The sequence below is a fragment of the Streptomyces sp. NPDC058295 genome (assembly GCF_042880655.1).
Taxonomy (GTDB): domain Bacteria; phylum Actinomycetota; class Actinomycetes; order Streptomycetales; family Streptomycetaceae; genus Streptomyces; species Streptomyces coriariae.
In genome coordinates this window covers 48,289-67,799 of the sequence record NZ_JBHVYO010000014.1, presented here as the reverse complement: position 1 = coordinate 67,799, position 19,511 = coordinate 48,289, and the positions used below count along the sequence as shown (strand labels likewise).

Sequence of the window (19,511 nt, the reverse complement as noted above, 5' to 3'; positions counted from 1 at the left end):
CGATCGGGGCGGGCGGCGAGGGGACGAGCCAGCGCTGCATGGGCTCGATGAGGGACGGGCCCGCGCACAGGGCGAGCGAGGTCCCGAGGAAGCCGCGCCGCGCCAGCATCAGGTCGCTGCGGGAGAACTCGCTGAGCTGGGCCACCGTCTGCGGGGCCGTCCACGGCAGGTCGACGCCGGTCACGGAGGGCGCCTGGCGCGCGGCGCGCAGCCCGAGGTCCTCGACGGAGACGACACAGCCGAACCGCTCGGAGAACAGCTCGGACAGGATCCGGGGGATGGGCTCGCGGGGGTTCTCGCCGTCCAGCCAGCGACGCACGCGCGAGGTGTCCGTGGAGATGTGGTTGGCGCCCAACTGGCGCGCTCGGCGGTTGACTTGACGGGCGAGTTCACCCTTCGACCAGCCGCTGCGCACGAACCACGAAGAGAGCAGCTCGTTCGGGCGCTTGTCCCCGCCCGCAGCGTTGTTTCCGCTTCCGCCGTTGCCGCTCACTGGAACGCCCCCATCCCTGAGACCACTTGTCACTGAGTGCGCCAAGCCTTATCAGAATGCCGGTAAATACGGCCTGCCGTACGGTACTTGTCACCCTTCGAACGGAAAGCCGACTTGCCTCCGGCATACCCACGAGCGCATGTGCCTCCAGGACCCGCACACTCAAAGTAATCCTACGATCACGGCTCCGGCCACGAGGATCCCGGAAACGCCACCATTCGCCACCCCTTCGAATGAACTCCCGGTGGCTCGTACGCGATTCACTTGACATAGGACAGCCGGGAGTGAGCGGAGCGAAGCACTCAGGGGCGCGCACCGCCCGACACACCACCCGGAGCGCTTCCAGGCGCTGCCTGGATCGAGCGGTCGACGGGAAGCGGAAGCACACAGAGTCACGACGATCGATCGCTGCGTAACCATCGGCGCGTCGAACCCGTTGGAGGGGGCATGGGCTTCACGATCGGCGGCATTCGCGAGATCCGCTCCGGCGCGCGCAGGCGCGGTCGCTCGTCCGAGTGCACCGCCGTCGCCGAGTTCACGGGACTGTGGGGCTGGGACGCGGTGCCCGGCGCGCGGGCCGCGGCGGGTGTCTGCTCGTGCGGCCGCTCCGACTGCCGCGAACCCGGCGCACACCCCTTGGCGTTCGCCCCCCGGGTCCCCGCCGGGGCCACCCTCGACGACGCGAGCAGGACCTGGTCGGAGTTCCCCGGCGCCGCGGTCATGCTGCCCGTCGGGCGCGCGTTCGACGTGATCGACGTCGCCGAGGCCGCCGGCCGTCGCGCCCTGGTCCGGCTGGAGCGCATGGGCCTCCCCCTCGGCCCGGTCACCGCCACCCCCGAGGGCCGCACCCAGTTCTTCGTGGCCCCAGGCGCCGCCGCCGAACTGGCCGGGCTGCTCTACCGCATGGGCTGGGACGACCCGACCGCCCTGGACCTGCGCGGCCTCGGCCCCGGCAGCTGCATCACGGCCCCACCCTCCGACCGCGGCGGGCTCGGCCCGGTGCGCTGGCTGCGCCCGCCCGCACTGGACTCGGCCACTCGCCCGCCGCAGGCCCGCCTGCTGCTGGGCACCCTCGCCTATCTGGCCCACCGGTCGCGCGCCTGAGCCGTACGGCGCGCACACAGCCGAGCGCCCGCTCCCACTGCACCTGGGGGCGGGCGCTTCCTTTTCTGCTCCTGAACCGGCGCCGCTCCCGCGGATCCGGCCGGCCACCGCCGGGGTACCTCGATCGACGGTCGCGGTCCGTGGGCGGTGGGCGACGGCCCTCAGTCGCCGATAAGGGCATCCACGAAGGCCTCCGGCTCGAAGGGCGCCAGGTCGTCCGCGCCCTCGCCGAGTCCGATCAGCTTGACCGGGACGCCCAGCTCGCGCTGGACCGCGATCACGATGCCGCCCTTCGCCGTGCCGTCCAGCTTGGTCAGGACGATGCCGGTGATGTTCACGACCTCGGCGAAGACACGGGCCTGGACGAGGCCGTTCTGCCCGGTGGTGGCGTCGAGGACGAGCAGCACCTCGTCGAGCGGCGCGTGCTTCTCGACGACCCGCTTGACCTTGCCGAGCTCGTCCATGAGCCCGGTCTTGGTGTGCAGCCGCCCCGCGGTGTCGATGAGGACGACGTCCACCCCCATCGCCTTGCCCTCCTTCACCGCGTCGAACGCGACGGAGGCGGGATCGCCCGCCTCGGGGCCCCGCACGGTGTGCGCGCCGACGCGCTCGCCCCAGGTCTGGAGCTGGTCGGCGGCGGCGGCGCGGAAGGTGTCGGCGGCGCCGAGGACGACGGTCCGTCCGTCGGCCACGAGCACGCGCGCGAGCTTGCCGGTGGTGGTGGTCTTGCCGGTGCCGTTGACCCCGACGACCATCACGATGCCCGGCTTGCGCTCCTCGGGCTCGGTCTTCACCGTGCGGTCGACCTCGGTGCCGACCAGCGTGAGCAGCTCCTCGCGCAGCAGGCTGCGCAGCTCCTCGGGGGTGCGGGTGCCGAGCACCCTGACCCGCTCGCGCAGCCGCTCGACCAGCTCCTGGGTGGGCTGCACGCCGACATCGGCGGTGAGCAGCGTGTCCTCGATCTCCTCCCAGGTGTCCTCGTCGAGGTGCTCGCGGGAGAGCAGCGTGAGCAGGCCCTTGCCGAGGGCGTTCTGCGAGCGGGACAGCCGGGCGCGGAGGCGGACCAGCCGCCCCTCGGTGGGTTCCGGGATCTCGAGCTCGGGAACCTCGAGAGGGGGGCCGACGGGCGGTTCCTCGACGGCCGTGCCGGTCGAGCCGCCGTCGGGAAGATCCACCTCCTCTATCGTGCGGCGCGGTTCGTCGCGCGGCGTCTCGGCCTCGTCGCCGACATGCGGCTCGGCCGGAGGGGCGGTGATGTCGGGCGCGGTGGGGGGCGGCGGGGGCAGCGACTTCTTCCGTCGGCTGCCGACCACGAGCCCGCCGAGCACACCGAGCACGACCACGGCGATGACTACAGCAAGGATGACGGTTTCCATAACGCGACCAGTATCCATCCCCACCCGCCCGGGACCCCGCTCCCCGGTCCGTACGGCCCAGGGTCTGTCCGGCGGATCATGCCGCAGTGCGGGGCTCGGCACGCCGGTCTGCGGCGTGCTCGTCGGTTGCCGACGCTCCGCGGCGACGCCGTCCTCCGCCTGGCACGCGCCGCACCCCGCCCGCTCACCTGCGCTGATGGGCGCCGTACATCCCCTGCGACCTGATCCGCCGGACGGGCCCCGGTCGGCCGCGCCGCTCTCGTGCGGGCGGACCTCGCACCCCTACGGCTGGTCGGCCGCGCCGCTCTTGTGGAGTGCGGCCCTCGCCCGGAAGCGCAGGCGCAGGCAGCGGTCCTCGGCCTCCTGCGACGCATCCTCGGGGCAGCAGCAGTGACCGGCGAGCCATCGCAGATCGTCGGGGTCGAGCCAGAGGGCGACGCGTCCGCGGTCGGCCTCGTCCTGCGGGTCGGTCTGCACGACGGGCCGGGTCATGGCCCAAGCCTACGGTCGGACGGGCCCGACCCATGGCCATCTGACACACCGTCAGCTACGGTCCCCACACATCCGCCGAAGGGGGCCTGCCATGCCCGTCACCGTCGTCCGCTTCAACCTCGTCGCTCCCGGCGCGACCCCGGCCGAACTCGGTGTGCGGTACCGGGCCGCCCTGGAGATGGCCGCGTACGCCGACGAGTGCGGGGTCACGACCGTACAGACCGAGGAGCATCACGGGGCCGAGAACAACTGGCTGCCGTCGCCGTTCGCCTTCGCGGGCGCCGTGCTCGGCGCGACCCGGCGGCTCGCGGTCACCGTCTCGGCGGTGATCGGCCCGCTGCACGACCCGCTGCGGCTGGCCGAGGACATCGCGGTGCTCGACTTGCTGAGCGGCGGCCGGCTGGTCACGGTCGCCGGGATCGGCTACCGGCCCGAGGAGTACGAGCGCGCGGGCGTGGACTGGAAGCGGCGCGGGCGGCTCCAGGACGAGCTTCTCGACACCCTGCTCAAGGCCTGGACCGGCGAGGAGTTCGAGTACCGGGGCCGTACGGTACGGGTCACCCCGCGTCCGTCCTCCGAGCCGCACCCGCTGCTGCTGGTCGGCGGCTCCTCGAAGGCGGCCGCCCGCCGGGCCGCCCGGCTCGGCCTGCCCTTCTTCCCCAGCGCGCACCTTCCGGAGCTGGAGGCGTACTACAAGGAGCGGCTCGTCGAGTACGGGACCGAGGGCTGGACGATGATGCCGGGCGCCGAGACCCCGCTGCTGCACATCGCCGAGGATCCGGACCGGGCGTGGGCGCAGTACGGCGAACATTTCCTGCACGAGGCACGGACGTACGCGTCCTGGCAGTCCGGTGAGATCCGCTCGGCGGTGCGGTCGGCGGCGGGCAGCGTCCAGGAGCTCCGGGAGGAGGGGGTCTACCGGATCCTCACGCCGGACGAGTGTGTGGCGCAGGGGCTCGACAACCTCGTCCTGCATCCGCTGGCCGGCGGGATGCCGACGGCGGAGGGGTGGCGGGGACTGCGGCTGTTCTGCGAGAACGTGCTGCCCCGGCTCGACGGGTGAGCCGGGGCAGCACGTCCTACGGGTATCGAGGAGCGGGCAGCGGGGACTTGGCCCGGCTCCTCGAGATCAGGGGCCTCTTCACGAGGCTCAGCCCATCTCCTCCAGCGCCTTGCCCTTCGTCTCCTTGACGTACTTCAGGACGAACGGGATGGAGAGCGCGGCGAAGACCGTGTAGATGACATAGGTCGCGGAGAGGTTCCAGTCGGCCAGCGACGGGAAGCTCGCGGTGATGGCCCAGTTGGCGATCCACTGCGCGGACGCGGCCACGCCGAGGGCGGCGGCACGGATCCGGTTGGGGAACATCTCGCCGAGGAAGACCCAGACGACCACACCCCAGGACAGGGCGAAGAAGAGGACGAACACGTGGGCCGCGATCAGGGCGATCCAGCCCTGGGTGGCCGGCAGCTTGCCGTCGACCAGGTCGTAGGAGAACGCCCAGGCCTCCAGCGCGAGACCGACGACCATGCCGACGGAGCCGATGAGGGCCAGCGGCCTGCGGCCGACGCGGTCCACGAAGATCATCGCGATCACGGTGCCGACGATGTTGATGATCGACGTCGTGAAGGAGTAGAGGAACGAGTCCGTCGGGTCGACGCCGACCGACTGCCACAGCGTCGAGGAGTAGTAGAACGCGACGTTGATGCCGACGAACTGCTGGAAGACCGACAGGCCGATACCGACCCAGACGATCGGCTTGAAGAAGAAGGAGCCACCGAGCAGGTCCTTGAACGTGGACTTGTGCTCACTGTTCATCGCGTGCTCGATCTCGGCGACGCGGGCGTCCAGGTCGATCTTCTTGCCCTCGACCTCTTCGAGGATGTCGCGGGCCCGCTCGCGCTTGCCGACGGAGATCAGGAAGCGCGGGGACTCGGGGATGGCGAAGGAGAGCAGACCGTAGAGGACGGCCGGGACCACCATGACGCCCAGCATGACCTGCCATGCCTCCAGGCCCATGAGCTCGCCGCGCTGGTCGCCGCCGGCGGCGTTCAGCAGACCCCAGTTGACCAGCTGCGAGATCGCGATGCCGATGACGATCGCGGCCTGCTGGAAGGAACCGAGACGGCCGCGGTAGGCGGGCGGGGCGACCTCCGCGATGTAGGCGGGGCCGATGACGGAGGCCATGCCGATGGCGAAGCCGCCGACGACCCGCCACAGGGCGAAGTCCCACAGCGCGAAGGGCAGGGCCGAGCCGACGGCGCTCACGATGAACAGCACGGCGGCGATCTGCATGACCCGGATGCGGCCGATGCGGTCGGCGATGCGGCCGGCGGTCGCGGCGCCGACGGCGCAGCCGATCAGGGCGATGGCGATGACCTGCGCCAGGGCCGCGGAGCCGACGTCGTAGCGGTCCCGGATGGCCTCGACCGCGCCGTTGATGACGGAGCTGTCGTAGCCGAAGAGGAAGCCGCCCATCGCGGCCGCCGCCGCGATGAAGATGACGTGCCCGAGATGATCGGGGTGAGCCGTCCCGGCTCCTGACTTTGGTGCCTGCTCTGTGCTGGTCACGTTCAACTCCTCGGGCCGCCGGCAACGCTGCCGACGGGATCAACACCTCCAGATAGGTGGTACCTGAAGGTAAAAGCAACGGTGCCGAGACTATGCCTTCAAGTGTCGAAGTCAAGAGGGGGTGACTGTGACTTTTCAGCGCACAGGTGAGGGAGATGTGTTCAACTCTTGAAGTAGGGCCCGGGGCTTGGTTTCAGGTACCCCGCTTTGGGCCGTTCAGCGCAGGCGCTGGCTGATGACCTTCGACACACCGTCGCCCTGCATGGACACGCCGTACAGCGCGTCGGCGACCTCCATCGTGCGCTTCTGGTGCGTGATCACGATCAGCTGCGAGGACTCCTGGAGCTCCTGCATGATCCGGATCAACCGCTGCAGGTTGGTGTCGTCGAGGGCGGCCTCGACCTCGTCCATGACGTAGAACGGGCTGGGCCGGGCCTTGAAGATCGACACCAGCATGGCGACGGCGGTCAGCGACCGCTCGCCACCGGAGAGCAGGCTGAGGCGCTTGACCTTCTTGCCCGGCGGCCGGGCCTCCACGTCGACGCCCGTGGTGAGCATGTTGTCGGGGTCGGTCAGGATCAGCCGCCCCTCGCCGCCCGGGAAAAGCCGGCTGAACACACCCTCGAACTGCCGCGCGGTGTCCCGGAACGCCTCGGTGAAGACCTGCTCGACCCGCTCGTCGACCTCCTTCACGACCTGAAGGAGGTCGGTACGGGTCTTCTTGAGGTCCTCCAGCTGCTCGCTGAGGAACTTGTGCCGCTCCTCCAGCGCGGAGAACTCCTCCAGGGCGAGCGGGTTCACCTTGCCGAGCTGCTGATAGGCGCGTTCGGCCGCCCGCAGCCGCTTCTCCTGCTCGGCCCGCAGGAAACGCCTGGGCTGGTTGCGCGGGTCCTCGGGGTCCTCCGGCAGCACCTCGCCCTCGGCGGGCGGCGAGGGCGGCACCGGCTGGTGGGGCCCGTACTCGGAGACGAGCCCCGCGGGCTCCACCCCCAGCTCCTCCAGCGCCTTGGTCTCCAGCTGCTCGATCCGCATCCGCTTCTCGGCGCCGAGCACCTCGCCCCGGTGGACCGAGTCCGTCAGCTTGTCCAGCTCGGCCTTGAGGTCGCGCCCTGCGGTGCGGGCCGCGGCCAGCTCCTGCTCGCGCCGCGCCTTGGCGGCGTCGGCGGCGACCCGCTCGGCCTCGGCCCGCCCGAGGGACACCTCGACATGGGTGAGCAGTTGGCGCGCACCGGAGGCGACGGCCTCCGCGACGGCGGCCTCGTGCCGCAGCCGCGCCCGCCGCTGCTCGGCACGCGCGCGTGCCTCGCGTTCCGTCCGCGCGGCCCGGTCCAGCGAGTCGGCCCGCCCGGCCAGCCCCTTCACCCGCTCCTCGTGCGTACGGACCTGGAGCCGCGCCTCCATCTCGGTCTGCCGGGCGTTGGCCCCGTCCGCGGCGAGCCGGTCGCGCGCGGAGGTGTCGGGCTCCTCCTCGACCGGCATCTCCTCGGCGACGGCCAGCCGTTCGGCCAGTTCCTCGGCCTCTTCCACGGCCCGGTCCAGAGCCTCCTGCGCCCGCGCCGCGGCCGCCGTGGAGCGCTCGGCCTCGCCGGCGGCGCCCCGCGCCTGTCCCGCGAGCCGCCCGAGCTGCTGGGCCACGGCCGACTTCTCCCGGTCGGCGGCCCGCCGCCGCTCCCCCGACTCCTCGACGAGCGCGGCACATTCCTTGCGCCGCTCCCCCGCCGCGAGCTGCGCCCGGGTCAACTCCTCGCACCGCACGGCCAGCTCCTCGAGCTCGGCCGCGGCCTCGTCGACGGACGCCTGCACCTCCAGCAGACTGGGCGCCCCGGCGGACCCGCCGTGCGCGAAGTGCGCCCCCAGCAGGTCGCCCTCGGCGGTGACGGCGGTGAGATCGGGCCTGGCGTAGACGACTTCCTCGGCGTCCTCCAGCGTGCCGACGACGACGATCCCCCGCAGGAGACGCCGTACGGCGGGCAGGAGATCGGCGGGGCCGCGGACGAAGTCGGCGGCGTACCGCGGTCCTTCGGTCTCGCGCGGCTCCCGCGCCTCCCGGGGTACGTCGTCCGGAGCGCCGCTCAGCAGCAGCGCGGCCCGGCCCCCGTCCTGCTTGCGCAGCAGACGGATCGCCTCGGCGGCCGCGGACGGACCGGTCACGGCGAGGGCGTCCGCCGCCGCCCCGAAGGCCGACGCGAGGGGGACCTCGTACCCCGGCGTCACCGTCAGCAGTCCGGCCGCCGGACCCAGCAGTCCGCTCAGCCGGTCCCCCGCGCCGAGCAGCGCGCCCGTGCCGTCCTTGCGGCGCAGGCCCATCGCCAGGGTCTCGTGGCGGGCCTGGGTCGCGGCGCGGCTGCGTTCGGCCCCGGTGAGCGCCTCGCGGGCGGCGGTGAGAGCGGCCTCCGCCTCGACGAGCCGCCGCTTGGCCGCCTCGTGCCGTTCCCCGAGCTCCTGGTCACCCGCGTCGAGGCCGTCGACTTCCGCCTTGAGCTCCTCGTACTCCTCCTGCGCGGTGACGGCCCGCTCCTGGGCCTCGTCGCGGGCGGCGGCGAGCCGGTCGATCTCGGCCTGGGCCGAGGCGGCACGCGAACGGGCCGCGTTGACCTGGCCGTTCAGCCGGGCCAGGCCCTCTCGGCGGTCGGCGATGGCCCGGGCGACGTCCTTCAGCCGCCGCTCCTCGACGGCGAGCTCCCGTTCCAGATCGGCGCGGTGGGAGACGGTGTCGTCGAGCGCGTGCTGGGCCGCTTCGAGGGCGGCCTCCAGCTCGGCCTCCTGCTCGCGTACCCGGGCGGCCTCGCGCTCCATGTCCTCGGGATCGCGGCCGCGGCGTTCCTCGGGCGGCGCGGAGGTGGCGCTCTTCACGCGCGCGTCGGCGAGCGAGATCGTGCCGCGGACGCGTTCGGCGAGCTGGGACAGCTCGTACCAGGTCTGCTGGGCACGCTGGAGGCGCGGTGCCAGCCGGCGGACCTCGTCCTCCAGGAGGGCCTCCCGCTGGAGGGCCTTGCGCAGTTCCCGCTCGGCGGCTTCCTTGCGCTCCTTGAGGGCGGCCTCGTCGGCGACCTCGGTCTGCAGGGCCTCCCGCAGCCGTACGAGATCGTCGGCGAGGAGGCGCAGGCGGGCGTCGCGCAGGTCGGCCTGGATGACGGCGGCGCGACGGGCGACGGCGGCCTGACGGCCGAGCGGCTTGAGCTGACGCCGTAGTTCGTCGGTCAGGTCCTGCACGCGAGCGAGGTTGGCCTGCATCGCGTCGAGTTTCCTGAGCGCCTTCTCCTTGCGCTTGCGGTGCTTGAGGACGCCCGCGGCCTCCTCGATGAAGGCGCGGCGGCCCATGGGATCGGCATGCAGGACGGAGTCGAGCTGGCCCTGGCCGACGATGACGTGCATCTCGCGGCCGATGCCGGAGTCGGACAGCAGGTCCTGGATGTCCAGGAGCCGGCAGGTGTCACCGTTGATCTGGTATTCGCTGCCGCCGTTGCGGAACATGATCCGCGTGATGGTGACCTCGGCGTACTCGATGGGCAGTGCCCCGTCGGAGTTGTCGATGGTCAGGGACACCTCGGCGCGGCCCAGCGGGGGGCGGCCGGTGGTGCCGGCGAAGATGACGTCCTCCATCTTGCCGCCGCGCAGGGACTTCGCGCCCTGCTCGCCCATGACCCAGCTGAGCGCGTCGACGACGTTGGACTTGCCCGAGCCGTTCGGTCCGACGACGCACGTGATCCCCGGTTCGAACCTGAGCGTGGTAGCCGATGCGAACGACTTGAACCCCCGGAGGGTCAGGGCCTTGAGGTGCACGGCGCTGGACTCTACCTTCCGGGGGTGTCTCACTCCATGAACCCGCGGTTTCACCCATGAACGCGCAGGGCACACCAAACGTTAAGAGACTGAAAGGGTGCGCGGGGGAAGCAAAAGGGCGAGCAGGACGACGGCGGGAAAGACGAGGCGGGGGAAAGAAAGAAGGGACGCCGAAGCGTCCCTTGCAAACTCTGACAACTTAGCGGTCCGACGCGGTGAGATGAGCCGCCCGACCCCTGCGTGTGCCGTTGTGCAGCGGTGCAGCGATCAGGTGAGCGCAGGCTCCGCCTGGCGTGCGTCGATGCTCTCCAGAAGCGATTCGTGAGAAGCGGCAGCCGTCAGCGCGTCGTTCTCGGCCTGGATCCGTCCGAGCTCGGATTCCAGGTCCTGTACACGCTGCTGGAGCCGTCGCATCTCGGCGAGGAGTCGCGGGTCGGAGCCGCCGACGTAACCGAGAAGCGCCTTTGCCATGATGGATGGTCCTCCACAATGAGTGACCGACCGAAGCGGTGTGGGTCGTGAGGGATTCGCACCCGCGGTGCTTGCCAGGATCTTGGTTGTGCTGCCGTTCATCCATGCCAAACAGCTGAGGTGCGCGGGGTGCTTTCAGCGTCTCACCAAAAAGTTTGACGGTCAACACGATCACGCCCCGTATTGGCGGGCATCCCGGTGGCGCGCGGCCTGAACGGCGGCGCTGCGACTCCTGCGGGGCCCTCGGGGCGTGGCGATCATCCTGACGTGCGGAGCCTTCCACCGCAAGCAATTCTCGGCAACCACCTGCCCCTTTTCGCTGGGGCAGGTGCCGTTGGCATGTACCGGCGTCCGTTCCGGGGCGCTCCGAGTGCATTCCTCAGCGGATCGCGAAGCCGTCGTAGCCGCCGCGCGGTGTGTCCCATATCTCGGTGACGCCGTCCACCCGCCCGGGCGTGTCGTCCCCCAGGAGCCACCCGAGCAGCCCCTCACAGCTCTCTCGAGCCCCCTCCGCGACGACCTGGACCCGTCCGTCGGCCAGATTGAGAGCAAAACCACTCAGCCCGCCGATCTCCAGCGCCTTGGCCCGGGCGAACCAGCGGAAACCCACGCCCTGGACGTGTCCGCGCACCCAGGCGACCAGCCGTACATCCTCGTTCATGGGTGCAACCTAACCGGGCAAAGTCGCTCGGAGCACTTCCTCCCCAAGAGCCATGCGGTACCGTCCCGACCCAATGATTCCCATATGAAACTCACTCGATCGGGTGAGTCGGGTCGACCAGAGGGCGCAGGAGGCGCGCGTAGCCCCAGCACTTCGGCCGACCGTTGGGAACACCGCTTGGACGAGGAAGGCAAGGACATGGGACGCCACCGACGCTCCGCCGCCGGCCGCGCCGCCACGGGCCGCGCCACGGGGGTCACACAGACGCACGGCTCGCACGCGGACAGTCACACCCCGCAGGACCCGTACGCCGACGAGCGCCCCACGATGGGCATCGCGCCGTATCTGAACCCGGAGGCGTACGCCGACTCCGTCGCCAGAAGCCGGGACTACCTGTACGCCACCGGCGACGAGTACGCCCACGACGACACCGCGGTCTTCTCGGTGGACGGCTTCCGGCCCGACGACGGTGACCTGCGGCCGGGCTCGAACCGGGCGGCGGCCGGCCGCCGCCGCAAGCGCAAGGTCGCCACCCCGGTCAAGACGGGCCTGCTGGGTGTCTCCGCGGCCGTCGCCATCGGCACCGTCGCGGTGGCCACGGGCGTGGTGCCCGGCCTCGACAACTACCAGCTCGGCGGCGGCAGCGGCTCGGGCGACAAGGTGCAGGCCGCCGACTCCCCGACCAACTCGGCCTCCGAGCAGGGCGGCAACTCCGGCTCCGCCTCCGACACCGAACGCGGTGGTACGTCGACCAGCCGCGACGCCGGCCGGTCCACCTCGCCCTCCGCCGCGCCGACGCCTTCCCCCTCCACCTCCACCGCGTCGGCGTCGCCGACCGAGACGGCCACCGAGAAGCCGCAGGCCGCGCCCTCGAAGAAGCCGAAGACCACTCCGTCCAAGTCGAAGACGGCCACCAAGGCACCGGAGAAGTCCGAGTCCCCGGTGACGGTCTCGGCCGAGGCGCAGGCCGCGGCCGAGGTGCTGAAGCTGGTCAACGAGGAGCGGGTCAAGGTCGGGTGCAGTGCCGTCTCCGCCAACAGCGCGCTGTCGAAGCTGGCCGAGGAGTTCAGCGACGACATGGCCGCGCGCGGTTTCTTCGACCACACCGATCCGGACGGGGCGACCCCGTGGGACCGGGCCGCGAAGGCCGGGATATCCGACCTCGGCGGCGAGAACATAGCCCGTGGCCAGGCCGACGCGGCCGCGGTCATGGAGGCCTGGATGAACAGCCCCGGCCACAAGGCCAACATCCTGAACTGCGACTTCAAGACGCTGGGCGTCGGTGTCCACCTGGGCTCCGGCGGCCCCTGGTGGACGCAGGACTTCGGCTACTGAGATAACCGCAGGTCAGACGGCTAGGAACTCTCCCGGGCCGTGTCCGGGCCGTCGCCCGTGGGGTCCTTGTCCGCGAAGACGCGATCCACGGCGGCCCGGGTTCGGGTCCCGCTGGACGGCATCAGGTGCGTGTACGTGCGCAGCGTGAAGCCGGGGTCGTGGTGCCCCAGATACTCGCTGAGAGCCTTGATGCTCTCCCCCGCGTCCAAGAGCACCGAGGCGTAGAAGTGCCTCAGCGCGTGCATGCCGTTGTCCCGCCCGGTCTCCACGCCCGCAGCCCGAAGCGCCGGCCGCCATACCCGATCGTTGAAGCGGTTCCGGTCGAGGGCCAGGCCCATGGAGCCGGTGAAGATCAGCGATGCCGTGACCGGAGGACCGTCGAGCGTCTTCCACGGCAAGGTGACCTTCACGGCCGGGTGACGCTCCAGGTGCGCAGCCAGCGCAAAGGCCACCGACTCAGGCAGAGGCACGTCACGTTCCTTGCCTCCCTTGGGCGGAGCGAACACCGCCCGATGACGTTGCAGCAGCTTGACCTGCCGGACCACGTGCATCACCCCACCGAGGAAGTCCACGTCCTCCACGGCCAGGCCGAAGACTTCCCCCTGTCGCAGACCGCATCCGGCGGCGACGTTCACGAGAGCTTGGTAGCTCTCCGGCAGAGCCGCGCGCACTCCTATCACTCGCTCGGCGGGCCAGGGCTTGACCTTGCGAGGCTCGAGGCGAGGAGCGCGCACCGACCGAGCGCGGCACGGGTTCTCGCGAATGACCCGGTCCTCCACGGCAGCCGTGAAAACCGTGGAGACGTGCGCGAAGATCCCGCGCCGGTACCCGGCCGACAGCCCTCGATCCTCCAAGGTGCGCAGCCACAGACGGAGATGCGACGGGGTGAATGAACCGATCGGCCGCGTACCCAGGTGAGGGATCGCATGGAGCTTCAACCGGCTCTCGACAGACTCCCGCGTCAGAGGGCCGGTGATCTGCGTGGTCATCCACTCCGTGGCGTACTGCTCGAACGTGACCCTGCCAGCGTCCGGGCTGACGTAGTCACCGCGCGACATGTCCGCCTCGATGTTGGCGAGCCACTGTTCCGCCTTGCGCTTCTGCTTGTCCGGGAAGCTCTTGGACTTCTCGGAGCCGTCCGGCCCTATGTAGCGGGCGCGGTAGCGGAGGCCGACGCCGAAGCGGTCGGTCTTGACCTTCACGGTCTTGCCGTCCGGTCCCGGCTCGGCCTTGAACCAGCGGTCTTGGATGTGCCCGGCCATCAGGCGGCCCTTTCCATCTGGGATTCGACCCAGACGCGGACGTCTTCGGGGTCGAAGCGGAGGTGCCGGCCGACGCGGAAACCACGCGGTCCGGTCTGCTTGCGGCGCCACTGGTAGACGGTCTCGACCGGGACGCCGAGGAGATCGGCCAGGTCGACAGGGGTCAGGTAGCGATCGGGCAGCGAGCGCTTCATGTCCAGGCCCCCATGTCGTCCATGTGGTCCAGGTCGGCGAGTGCTTCGCGTGCTGTCTCCCGGTTCAGCCGCAGGTCGCGAGCGATGTTGGCGGCGAGCCAGGATTCGCCGGGGGTGTGGCCCTGTCCGGCGTAGGTCCAGTGGGCGAGCACGAGCGTGGAGCCCTCCGTGTCGTCGAGGTCCTCGGAGAGCCCGCGGTCACGCCGTTCCTGCCGGGCGCGGTAGTCGGCCCGCACCTGGCGCAGCGCGCCGAGGGTGGTGGAGTAGCGGCGGGATTTGGTGGAGAAGTGGCCGCGGAAGCCGAGCATGTGAGCCCAGCGCCACAGCAGCCGTTCCGGGTAGGCGTCATCGAGCACCCGGCACGCCTCGATCAGCCGCCGGGTGTGCGCGGGCAGCGGCAGCTTGTCCAGCTCCGACAGCTCCCCGATCCGGCGGTCAACGGTGCCGGTGGTCTCGGCCGCTTTGGTGGCGTACTTTGCGACGTAGGAGGCCACCGCCTGTTCGGTCAGCTCCTCGCGGCCCAGAGCGCCGATGGGCTGGACGTCGACCTGCGAGCCCCAGCGCAGGACGCGGGCGGGGAAGTCACCGGCCGCAGGCACCGGCACCGAGACCCGTCCGGCAGCGGCGCGGATCGCACCGTCGAGCAGAGCGACCGTGGCCCATGGCGGCGGAGTCGAGTCGGGACCGGCCGGGCCGTCGAGGCGCACCACGGCGTGGAAGTGCACGGCCCCGCGCTTCTGGAACTCGGCTACTTTGCCGAAGGAGACCCGGCAGACCTCTTTCAGGGCCGCTTGGGTCAGGCCCGCGCGGGCGGCGATCTCGCGGCGCAGGTAGATGGTGAAGCGACGCCACAGGTCCCCGGCGAAGTTGTTGAACAGCACCGCGCCCGCGTAGTCGTAGCTCTCCGGGTCGAGCGCCTTGCCGAGCGCCTGGTCGTCGTCGCCGTGCTGGGCACCGCAGCGGCAGCGGCCGGAGTCGGGCCGGTTGTGGACCGAGCCGAACGAGGGCGCGGTCAGGGTGGCGAAGACGCGGGGGTGATCCCGCACGGTTTCGGGGACGTCCTTGCGTTCGTCGCCCGTGATCCCGGCCCGGATCAGGTGGTAGGTGTCGCCCGCGTAGGTCCAGGCGCAGGCCGGGCAGCGCGAGGCCCGCCGGTTGCCGCAGGCGACGCGGAGCATGCCGCCCGGTTCCTGCTCGGTGCTGTAGGAGTACAGGACGTCCCCGGTCTTGGCGTCACGGGTGACGGTCTGGCCAGCGAGGCGGATCGGGTTCGTGCAGCCACCGGTACGGCGGATCTGTTCCTGCCAGCGGTCGAAGCCGGGCGAGTTCGCCACCCGGAGCATGTCCGCCAGGGTCAGGGGGTCGACCCCCACCGAGGCAGCCATCGGGGCCACCTCAGCCGGGGAGACGGGGAAGTCCCTCACGCGGCCGCCTCCAACTGTCCCGGGACCGGGGGGTAGCCGAAGGACTGGTCACGGGGGCAGATCAGGTCACCGTCGTGCGTGAGGATGCTCAGCCCGTCGACCGGGACGCGGGACCACGCCGGAGCGTGCACGCCGCAGCCGGGGCAGGCGGTCGACCGGGCCGGAAGGTCCAGGAGATCGAAGCAGGAGGCGAGGACGCTCATGCCGCCACCGCCCGCAGGTGCGAGACCGGGCGTGCCGGAGTAGCGGTCGCGAAGAGGTGATCGAGCGTGGCGAGGTAGCCGCCGACCATCGGAGCCGCACCGAGGCGGCGCAGGTGAAGCACCGGGGCCAAAGCCGGGGTCAGCCCATCGATCGGCGTGGTGACCAGCAGGTCATCATCGGCGCGCATCACGTCGGCCCGCAGGCCGGGGTGAGTGGACAGCCGCAGGCCGGGGACCGACAGCAGCGAGGGGAACACGTCGCCCAGTCCGGTGACCGGCCCGGCGAAGTCTTCGGGGGTGACGATGCGGACCCGGACGCCAGCGGCGGACTTGTCGGCCAGCAGCGTGGGCAGGTCCCACACGGCGTCAGCCAGGAACAGCAGGTTGGCCACCGCCAGATCGATCACCGTGGTGGCCCCGGCCAGGGTGGAGCGCCACAGCCCGTAAGGGACCGTGCTGCGCATCGGGTAGCAGGCGACGACCTCATCCTGAGCAGTCGGCGCGGAGCGGTGCCGGTCGGCCAGCTTGGGCCACAGGTGGTAGGCGTCGGCACCCAGCAGCTTGGCGGCGGCTTCAGCGTTCCGGGCGTGCGGAGTCCGGTCCGAGTTCAGCCAGCGGTCGACCGACTTGGCGTCGACGGCGAGGTGATCGGCCAGGCCCTCGATGGTCACGTTCGCGGCGACCATGGCACCGCGTAACCGCTCATTACCGGTGGTCGAATGCGAAGAGGTCCGGGTCGCAGGCATGATGGGGCTTCCCTTCGTGGGAGCCAGGGGCGGCGGTTCTTCTTGGCGGTTGAGCGCCGTCCCTGGGCAGACATAGTTGGTGCCGGGTCTCACTTACCTATCCAGCGGTACATCCTTAGGGTTCCCTAGGGCACCTTAGGGTGTCAAGCGGTACGCTAGGGAAGTAGCCACTGAGGCAAGGGAGTTGAAGTAATGGCGGACCAGGCCGACAATCGAGCGCCTTATGCGCAGATTGCCGCCCACTATGCGGAACTGATCACGTCCGGCGAACTACAGCCGGGCTCACTTCTGCCGAGCATCAAGAACCTGTCGCAGGAGTGGAGCGTCAGCGCCGCGACTGCCGAGAAGGCATTGCGGAAACTCCGTAACGAGGGCCTGGTCAGAGGCATTCATGGGATCGGCACCGAGGTTCTGGACCGTCCCGCCTCTATGTCCTCGGGAGCCCAGCGCCAAGACCGTGGACGCCGCACCGGGTCCAGCTGGGGAACCGGTGAACGGTCGGACTCCCACAGGGCCTCGGTAGTGCCGGCGCCCACCGACGTAGCTCAAGCGCTGGACATAAAGCCCGGCTCGAACGTGATCCGGCGAAGCCGGGTGTACCGCGACCGACACGGCATCGTCGCGCACTCGACGTCGTGGATTCCCGTTCGCTACGAAGAGCTGATCCCGCAGCTCACGAGCAGTGAGCGGCTCACTGGGGGAACATCGCTTCAGCTCATCGCGCAGGCCACCGGGCGACCGATCACCCATCGGTTCGACACCGCGTCGGCGCGACTGCTGACCCCGGAGGATGCGGAGCTGTTGGAACTGGACGCCACCAAGTCGCCGCGGGAGCCCGTGGTTGTGATGACGGCGAAGTTCGTCGACAGCGAAGGCACCGTCGTGGAGTACGGCGTAGACCTCGGCGGCCCCGGCCGTAGTTGGCAAACCGCATCGGAAGTCAACCAGTGATGGCCGCCAACGGCACCCGCCAACCGTTCTGCGTCCTGATGGCTGGGCTTCCTGGCTCAGGCAAGACAACGCTGGCCCACGCGCTGACAGCCCGTGGGTTCACGAGGCTCTGCCCGGACGAGGAGATGTTCCGCCGACACGGTGTGTACGGGGTCGACTTCCCCCGAGGCACGTTTCCGACCCTTGAGCGGCCGATCCTCGAAGAGATCTCGGTGCAACTCCGTGAGGAGCTCCAGGCCGGGCACGATGTGGTGATTGACCATGGTTTCTGGACGCCGGAAGACCGTGCCCGATGGCGATCAGTCGCTGTCGATGCTGGCGCGACCTCGGTGGTGGTCTACCTCGAGGCCAGCCACGAAGAACTGTGGTCCCGAGTGAGCAAGCGCAATGTTCGGCACGAGGATGATCCGAACTCGATCTACTTCGCGGAGACTGACCTGCTCCGCTACCGCACTCGATTCGTGCCCCCAGCGCCTGATGAGCCGCACCTTGTCTACGACGGCGACCCCGAGTCTGTACTGAAGACCCTGCATGCCGAACAGGCTCGCCCGTAGCCCAGAACTGTGAAGCGCCAGGCGCGAGTTACAGGTTTCTCTACCTCATCAAGAGCCCGCGCACGGCGCGGGCGCGCGCCGCCTCTGCGGCGCGGCCTGCCTCCTGTCTGCGCCCCGGCTGGCCGCGCCCCGGCTGGCCGCGCCCCGGCGGCGCGCTACGTGCATGCGGGCAGAAGCGAGGAAGTCACCCGCAGGCCAAGGACATGCCTCCGGCGGGGGCGCTCAGGCTCCAGGATGGCGGGGGCACCGTTCGCGAGTGCCGGCCGTGAGTGGCTGGTGCGGGGAGCTCCCATCCCGTCTGCCGTCGACCCAGGCAGAGCCGAGCAGTCGCGGCCCAGGGCGTCAAGGTCGTTCGTCCAGCAGGGCGCTCCACCTTGACGCCCTGAACCACGCCCGCTCCACGGTGTGTGGGCCGACGGCAGACGGGATGGGAGCCGGGCTGAGTGGTGGGTTAAGGGAGGCTCCACGAGGTACAGGAGCTAAGGATCAGTACGCCGTGCCGTCGCCGCCAGTCAGGGGCTTCGCGTAGTCGAGCATGTACTCAAGCAGTCCCCTGCTCAGTGAGCCGCTTTCGAGATCCTCAACTTCGACGTAGGTGACATCACCCTTGGTGAACACCCCAGTCACACGAAAGTCTCGGTCGTGCTGCGGGTAATCCGGGACGCGTCGAGCCCAGACGGAGCCGATCCGTGGCTGTGCGGTCATGCCGTGAGGCTACCGTGCCCCTCACGTGCCCGATCGAGCGGGAAGCCACGGGGAACTACGGGCAATCGCGGTGCGACCACACGAGAACAACCCCCGACCAAGTTGGCTGGTCAGGGGCCGATCTCATCGCGCTACCTGCGGTGGGTGTGGGATTTGAACCCACGGTGACATCGCTGCCACGACGGTTTTCGAGACTGTCCGTTGGCAACAGTCAGCGACTCAGTCCGTGCTTGTGGAGCGCTGCTGACGCCCGGAAGCGGATGCGCCCGCACTGCTCACGATCTTCCTCCGAAGTGTCCTCGGAGCAGCAGCAGTGGGATGCAAGCCGACGAAGATCCTCGACGTCCAGCCACAGCGGGGCGCGTCCCCTCGCCCTCTCGGCTTCTGAGTCCGTCGGAATGATCTCGGGCATGGCCGCAGCCTAGCGTGCCACTTCCGTGCCAGTACCGACGGGAACTCACGGGGAACCGAGGTCCGCAGGGGTGAACTCGCCGGGCTCTGGCCCAGACAGGGAGTCCGCAACGCCTGTGATCCCCAACCTCGCTCCTAAAGCGGTGCATGGCGACATCTAGGTAGCGATCCGCCGTATGCCAGCACGCCGGCCGCGCTGTCGCCATGGCTGTCCGCCCAGCCGACCAGGACGAGGGACTCCCACCACGCTTGTAGGTAATCGGACCGGACACACGCCGAGGGCCTGACCACCGTGGTCAGGCCCTCCGTGCGGTACAGCAGCGACCTGTCAGTGCTTGAGGGAGCCTTTGGACCGTTCTTTCGCGCCGCGCATCATGCCCCGTGCTTCGAGAGCGGCGCCTTTTGCTTCGAGGGTTCCTTTGTGCACAGCGTGGGCCGCCTTCCGCACAGTCTTTCCGACCACCTGTTCGGCCTTCGCCTTGGCCCGTTCTCCGGCGCTCATCTCAGTACCTCCGCGGAGTGTCACTGGCCGTGTGCCCTTGAAGCAGGCGGCAAAACTAGTCCGGGGGGATGTACCGATCGTGGACGGCCGAGTGCACCCCCGCTCGGGCCGTCTCTGGGCCGTGCGGGGGTGCTCAATGACGACCAACGCTGACAACCACCGACGGCTAAGTCGCAGGTCGCAGCGTTGACCGAATGCACGGCCGCAGGTCAGAGACCCGGCCCGTCACTTCTTCGGCTACTAGGTCCGAAGAGGGAGCGAGCGGCGGGTACCGG

General features: G+C 70.2%; 18 protein-coding genes and 1 pseudogene. 5 read left to right on the top strand and 14 right to left on the bottom strand.

Going from position 1 to position 19,511, the window contains the following annotated elements; genetic code table 11:
* Positions 1 to 493, bottom strand: a pseudogene (locus tag ACFVYS_RS17205) (hypothetical protein); the annotation flags it as partial.
* Between the two features lie 447 nt (positions 494 to 940).
* Here ACFVYS_RS17205 and ACFVYS_RS17200 point away from each other — a divergent pair.
* Positions 941 to 1,597, top strand: a complete 657-nt coding sequence (locus ACFVYS_RS17200) for a bifunctional DNA primase/polymerase (protein ID WP_389502808.1) — start codon at positions 941 to 943, stop codon at positions 1,595 to 1,597.
* Between the two features lie 161 nt (positions 1,598 to 1,758).
* On the opposite strand, the gene ftsY is transcribed toward ACFVYS_RS17200, so the two are convergent.
* Together ftsY and ACFVYS_RS17190 are read right to left on the bottom strand one after the other, a co-directional pair.
* Positions 1,759 to 2,973, bottom strand: coding sequence for a signal recognition particle-docking protein FtsY (gene ftsY, locus ACFVYS_RS17195; RefSeq protein WP_389502806.1), 1,215 nt, complete (start codon positions 2,971 to 2,973; stop codon positions 1,759 to 1,761).
* A 282-nt stretch (positions 2,974 to 3,255) separates the two neighbouring features.
* Positions 3,256 to 3,465 carry a hypothetical protein gene (locus tag ACFVYS_RS17190; protein ID WP_389502804.1) on the bottom strand — a complete coding sequence of 70 codons (210 nt, stop codon included), beginning with the start codon at positions 3,463 to 3,465 and terminating at the stop codon, positions 3,256 to 3,258.
* 91 nt (positions 3,466 to 3,556) lie between these two features.
* Between ACFVYS_RS17190 and ACFVYS_RS17185 the strand changes: the two genes are divergently transcribed.
* Positions 3,557 to 4,528 (top strand): LLM class flavin-dependent oxidoreductase, encoded by a 972-nt coding sequence (locus tag ACFVYS_RS17185; protein ID WP_389502803.1) that lies wholly within the window; start codon positions 3,557 to 3,559, stop codon positions 4,526 to 4,528.
* 87 nt (positions 4,529 to 4,615) lie between these two features.
* Here ACFVYS_RS17185 and ACFVYS_RS17180 read toward each other — a convergent pair whose 3' ends face one another.
* The 4 genes from ACFVYS_RS17180 to ACFVYS_RS17165 form a co-directional block, all read right to left on the bottom strand.
* Entirely contained in the window at positions 4,616 to 6,034 is a 1,419-nt protein-coding gene (locus tag ACFVYS_RS17180) for a sugar porter family MFS transporter (RefSeq protein WP_389502801.1), read from the bottom strand.
* A gap of 216 nt (positions 6,035 to 6,250) precedes the next feature.
* Positions 6,251 to 9,817: a chromosome segregation protein SMC gene (gene smc / locus ACFVYS_RS17175; protein ID WP_389502799.1), complete on the bottom strand. Its 3,567-nt coding sequence runs from the start codon at positions 9,815 to 9,817 to the stop codon at positions 6,251 to 6,253.
* A gap of 267 nt (positions 9,818 to 10,084) precedes the next feature.
* The gene (locus tag ACFVYS_RS17170) at positions 10,085 to 10,288 is read right to left on the bottom strand and encodes a hypothetical protein (RefSeq protein ID WP_020128723.1); all 204 of its coding nucleotides are present in this window, start codon (positions 10,286 to 10,288) and stop codon (positions 10,085 to 10,087) included.
* 379 nt (positions 10,289 to 10,667) lie between these two features.
* A complete protein-coding gene (locus ACFVYS_RS17165; RefSeq protein WP_389502798.1) occupies positions 10,668 to 10,949 on the bottom strand; it encodes an acylphosphatase in 282 nt (93 codons plus the stop codon).
* Between the two features lie 198 nt (positions 10,950 to 11,147).
* Between ACFVYS_RS17165 and ACFVYS_RS17160 the strand changes: the two genes are divergently transcribed.
* On the top strand, positions 11,148 to 12,284 hold the full coding sequence (locus ACFVYS_RS17160) for a CAP domain-containing protein (protein ID WP_389502796.1): 1,137 nt from the start codon (positions 11,148 to 11,150) through the stop codon (positions 12,282 to 12,284).
* 20 nt (positions 12,285 to 12,304) lie between these two features.
* On the opposite strand, the gene ACFVYS_RS17155 is transcribed toward ACFVYS_RS17160, so the two are convergent.
* From ACFVYS_RS17155 to ACFVYS_RS17135, 5 genes are read right to left on the bottom strand one after another with little or no spacing between them, the layout of a single operon-like run.
* Positions 12,305 to 13,546: a tyrosine-type recombinase/integrase gene (locus ACFVYS_RS17155; protein ID WP_389502795.1), complete on the bottom strand. Its 1,242-nt coding sequence runs from the start codon at positions 13,544 to 13,546 to the stop codon at positions 12,305 to 12,307.
* Entirely contained in the window at positions 13,546 to 13,740 is a 195-nt protein-coding gene (locus tag ACFVYS_RS17150) for a helix-turn-helix domain-containing protein (protein WP_070390434.1), read from the bottom strand. Before ACFVYS_RS17150 ends, ACFVYS_RS17155 begins: the two co-directional genes overlap by 1 nt.
* Positions 13,737 to 15,134, bottom strand: coding sequence for a replication initiator protein RepSA (gene repSA / locus ACFVYS_RS17145; RefSeq protein ID WP_389502986.1), 1,398 nt, complete (start codon positions 15,132 to 15,134; stop codon positions 13,737 to 13,739). Before repSA ends, ACFVYS_RS17150 begins: the two co-directional genes overlap by 4 nt.
* 26 nt (positions 15,135 to 15,160) lie before the next feature.
* A complete protein-coding gene (locus ACFVYS_RS17140; protein WP_389502793.1) occupies positions 15,161 to 15,367 on the bottom strand; it encodes a hypothetical protein in 207 nt (68 codons plus the stop codon).
* A complete protein-coding gene (locus ACFVYS_RS17135; protein ID WP_389502791.1) occupies positions 15,364 to 16,113 on the bottom strand; it encodes a helix-turn-helix domain-containing protein in 750 nt (249 codons plus the stop codon). Before ACFVYS_RS17135 ends, ACFVYS_RS17140 begins: the two co-directional genes overlap by 4 nt.
* A gap of 192 nt (positions 16,114 to 16,305) precedes the next feature.
* Between ACFVYS_RS17135 and ACFVYS_RS17130 the strand changes: the two genes are divergently transcribed.
* On the top strand, positions 16,306 to 17,064 hold the full coding sequence (locus ACFVYS_RS17130) for a GntR family transcriptional regulator (RefSeq protein ID WP_389502789.1): 759 nt from the start codon (positions 16,306 to 16,308) through the stop codon (positions 17,062 to 17,064).
* Positions 17,064 to 17,618 (top strand): AAA family ATPase, encoded by a 555-nt coding sequence (locus tag ACFVYS_RS17125; RefSeq protein WP_389502787.1) that lies wholly within the window; start codon positions 17,064 to 17,066, stop codon positions 17,616 to 17,618. The genes ACFVYS_RS17130 and ACFVYS_RS17125 overlap by 1 nt, the downstream gene beginning before the upstream one ends.
* Before the next feature lie 486 nt (positions 17,619 to 18,104).
* Here the strand turns inward: ACFVYS_RS17125 and ACFVYS_RS17120 are convergent, their stop codons facing one another.
* Positions 18,105 to 18,323: a hypothetical protein gene (locus tag ACFVYS_RS17120; protein ID WP_385254690.1), complete on the bottom strand. Its 219-nt coding sequence runs from the start codon at positions 18,321 to 18,323 to the stop codon at positions 18,105 to 18,107.
* A gap of 739 nt (positions 18,324 to 19,062) precedes the next feature.
* Complete coding sequence (locus ACFVYS_RS17115) at positions 19,063 to 19,236, bottom strand: hypothetical protein (protein ID WP_167532579.1); 174 nt, start codon at positions 19,234 to 19,236, stop codon at positions 19,063 to 19,065.
* Between the last annotated feature and the right edge of the window lie 275 nt (positions 19,237 to 19,511).

What these genes read in the sequence shown, in the direction of transcription:
- ACFVYS_RS17200 (WP_389502808.1), top strand. Translation starts at nt 941, where the DNA reads ATGGGCTTCACGATCGGCGGCATTCGCGAGATCCGCTCCGGCGCGCGC.
- ftsY (WP_389502806.1), bottom strand. Translation starts at nt 2,973, where the DNA reads ATGGAAACCGTCATCCTTGCTGTAGTCATCGCCGTGGTCGTGCTCGGT.
- ACFVYS_RS17190 (WP_389502804.1), bottom strand. Translation starts at nt 3,465, where the DNA reads ATGACCCGGCCCGTCGTGCAGACCGACCCGCAGGACGAGGCCGACCGC.
- ACFVYS_RS17185 (WP_389502803.1), top strand. Translation starts at nt 3,557, where the DNA reads ATGCCCGTCACCGTCGTCCGCTTCAACCTCGTCGCTCCCGGCGCGACC.
- ACFVYS_RS17170 (WP_020128723.1), bottom strand. Translation starts at nt 10,288, where the DNA reads ATGGCAAAGGCGCTTCTCGGTTACGTCGGCGGCTCCGACCCGCGACTC.
- ACFVYS_RS17165 (WP_389502798.1), bottom strand. Translation starts at nt 10,949, where the DNA reads ATGAACGAGGATGTACGGCTGGTCGCCTGGGTGCGCGGACACGTCCAG.
- ACFVYS_RS17160 (WP_389502796.1), top strand. Translation starts at nt 11,148, where the DNA reads ATGGGACGCCACCGACGCTCCGCCGCCGGCCGCGCCGCCACGGGCCGC.
- ACFVYS_RS17155 (WP_389502795.1), bottom strand. Translation starts at nt 13,546, where the DNA reads ATGGCCGGGCACATCCAAGACCGCTGGTTCAAGGCCGAGCCGGGACCG.
- ACFVYS_RS17150 (WP_070390434.1), bottom strand. Translation starts at nt 13,740, where the DNA reads ATGAAGCGCTCGCTGCCCGATCGCTACCTGACCCCTGTCGACCTGGCC.
- ACFVYS_RS17140 (WP_389502793.1), bottom strand. Translation starts at nt 15,367, where the DNA reads ATGAGCGTCCTCGCCTCCTGCTTCGATCTCCTGGACCTTCCGGCCCGG.
- ACFVYS_RS17135 (WP_389502791.1), bottom strand. Translation starts at nt 16,113, where the DNA reads ATGCCTGCGACCCGGACCTCTTCGCATTCGACCACCGGTAATGAGCGG.
- ACFVYS_RS17130 (WP_389502789.1), top strand. Translation starts at nt 16,306, where the DNA reads ATGGCGGACCAGGCCGACAATCGAGCGCCTTATGCGCAGATTGCCGCC.
- ACFVYS_RS17125 (WP_389502787.1), top strand. Translation starts at nt 17,064, where the DNA reads ATGGCCGCCAACGGCACCCGCCAACCGTTCTGCGTCCTGATGGCTGGG.
- ACFVYS_RS17120 (WP_385254690.1), bottom strand. Translation starts at nt 18,323, where the DNA reads ATGACCGCACAGCCACGGATCGGCTCCGTCTGGGCTCGACGCGTCCCG.
- ACFVYS_RS17115 (WP_167532579.1), bottom strand. Translation starts at nt 19,236, where the DNA reads ATGAGCGCCGGAGAACGGGCCAAGGCGAAGGCCGAACAGGTGGTCGGA.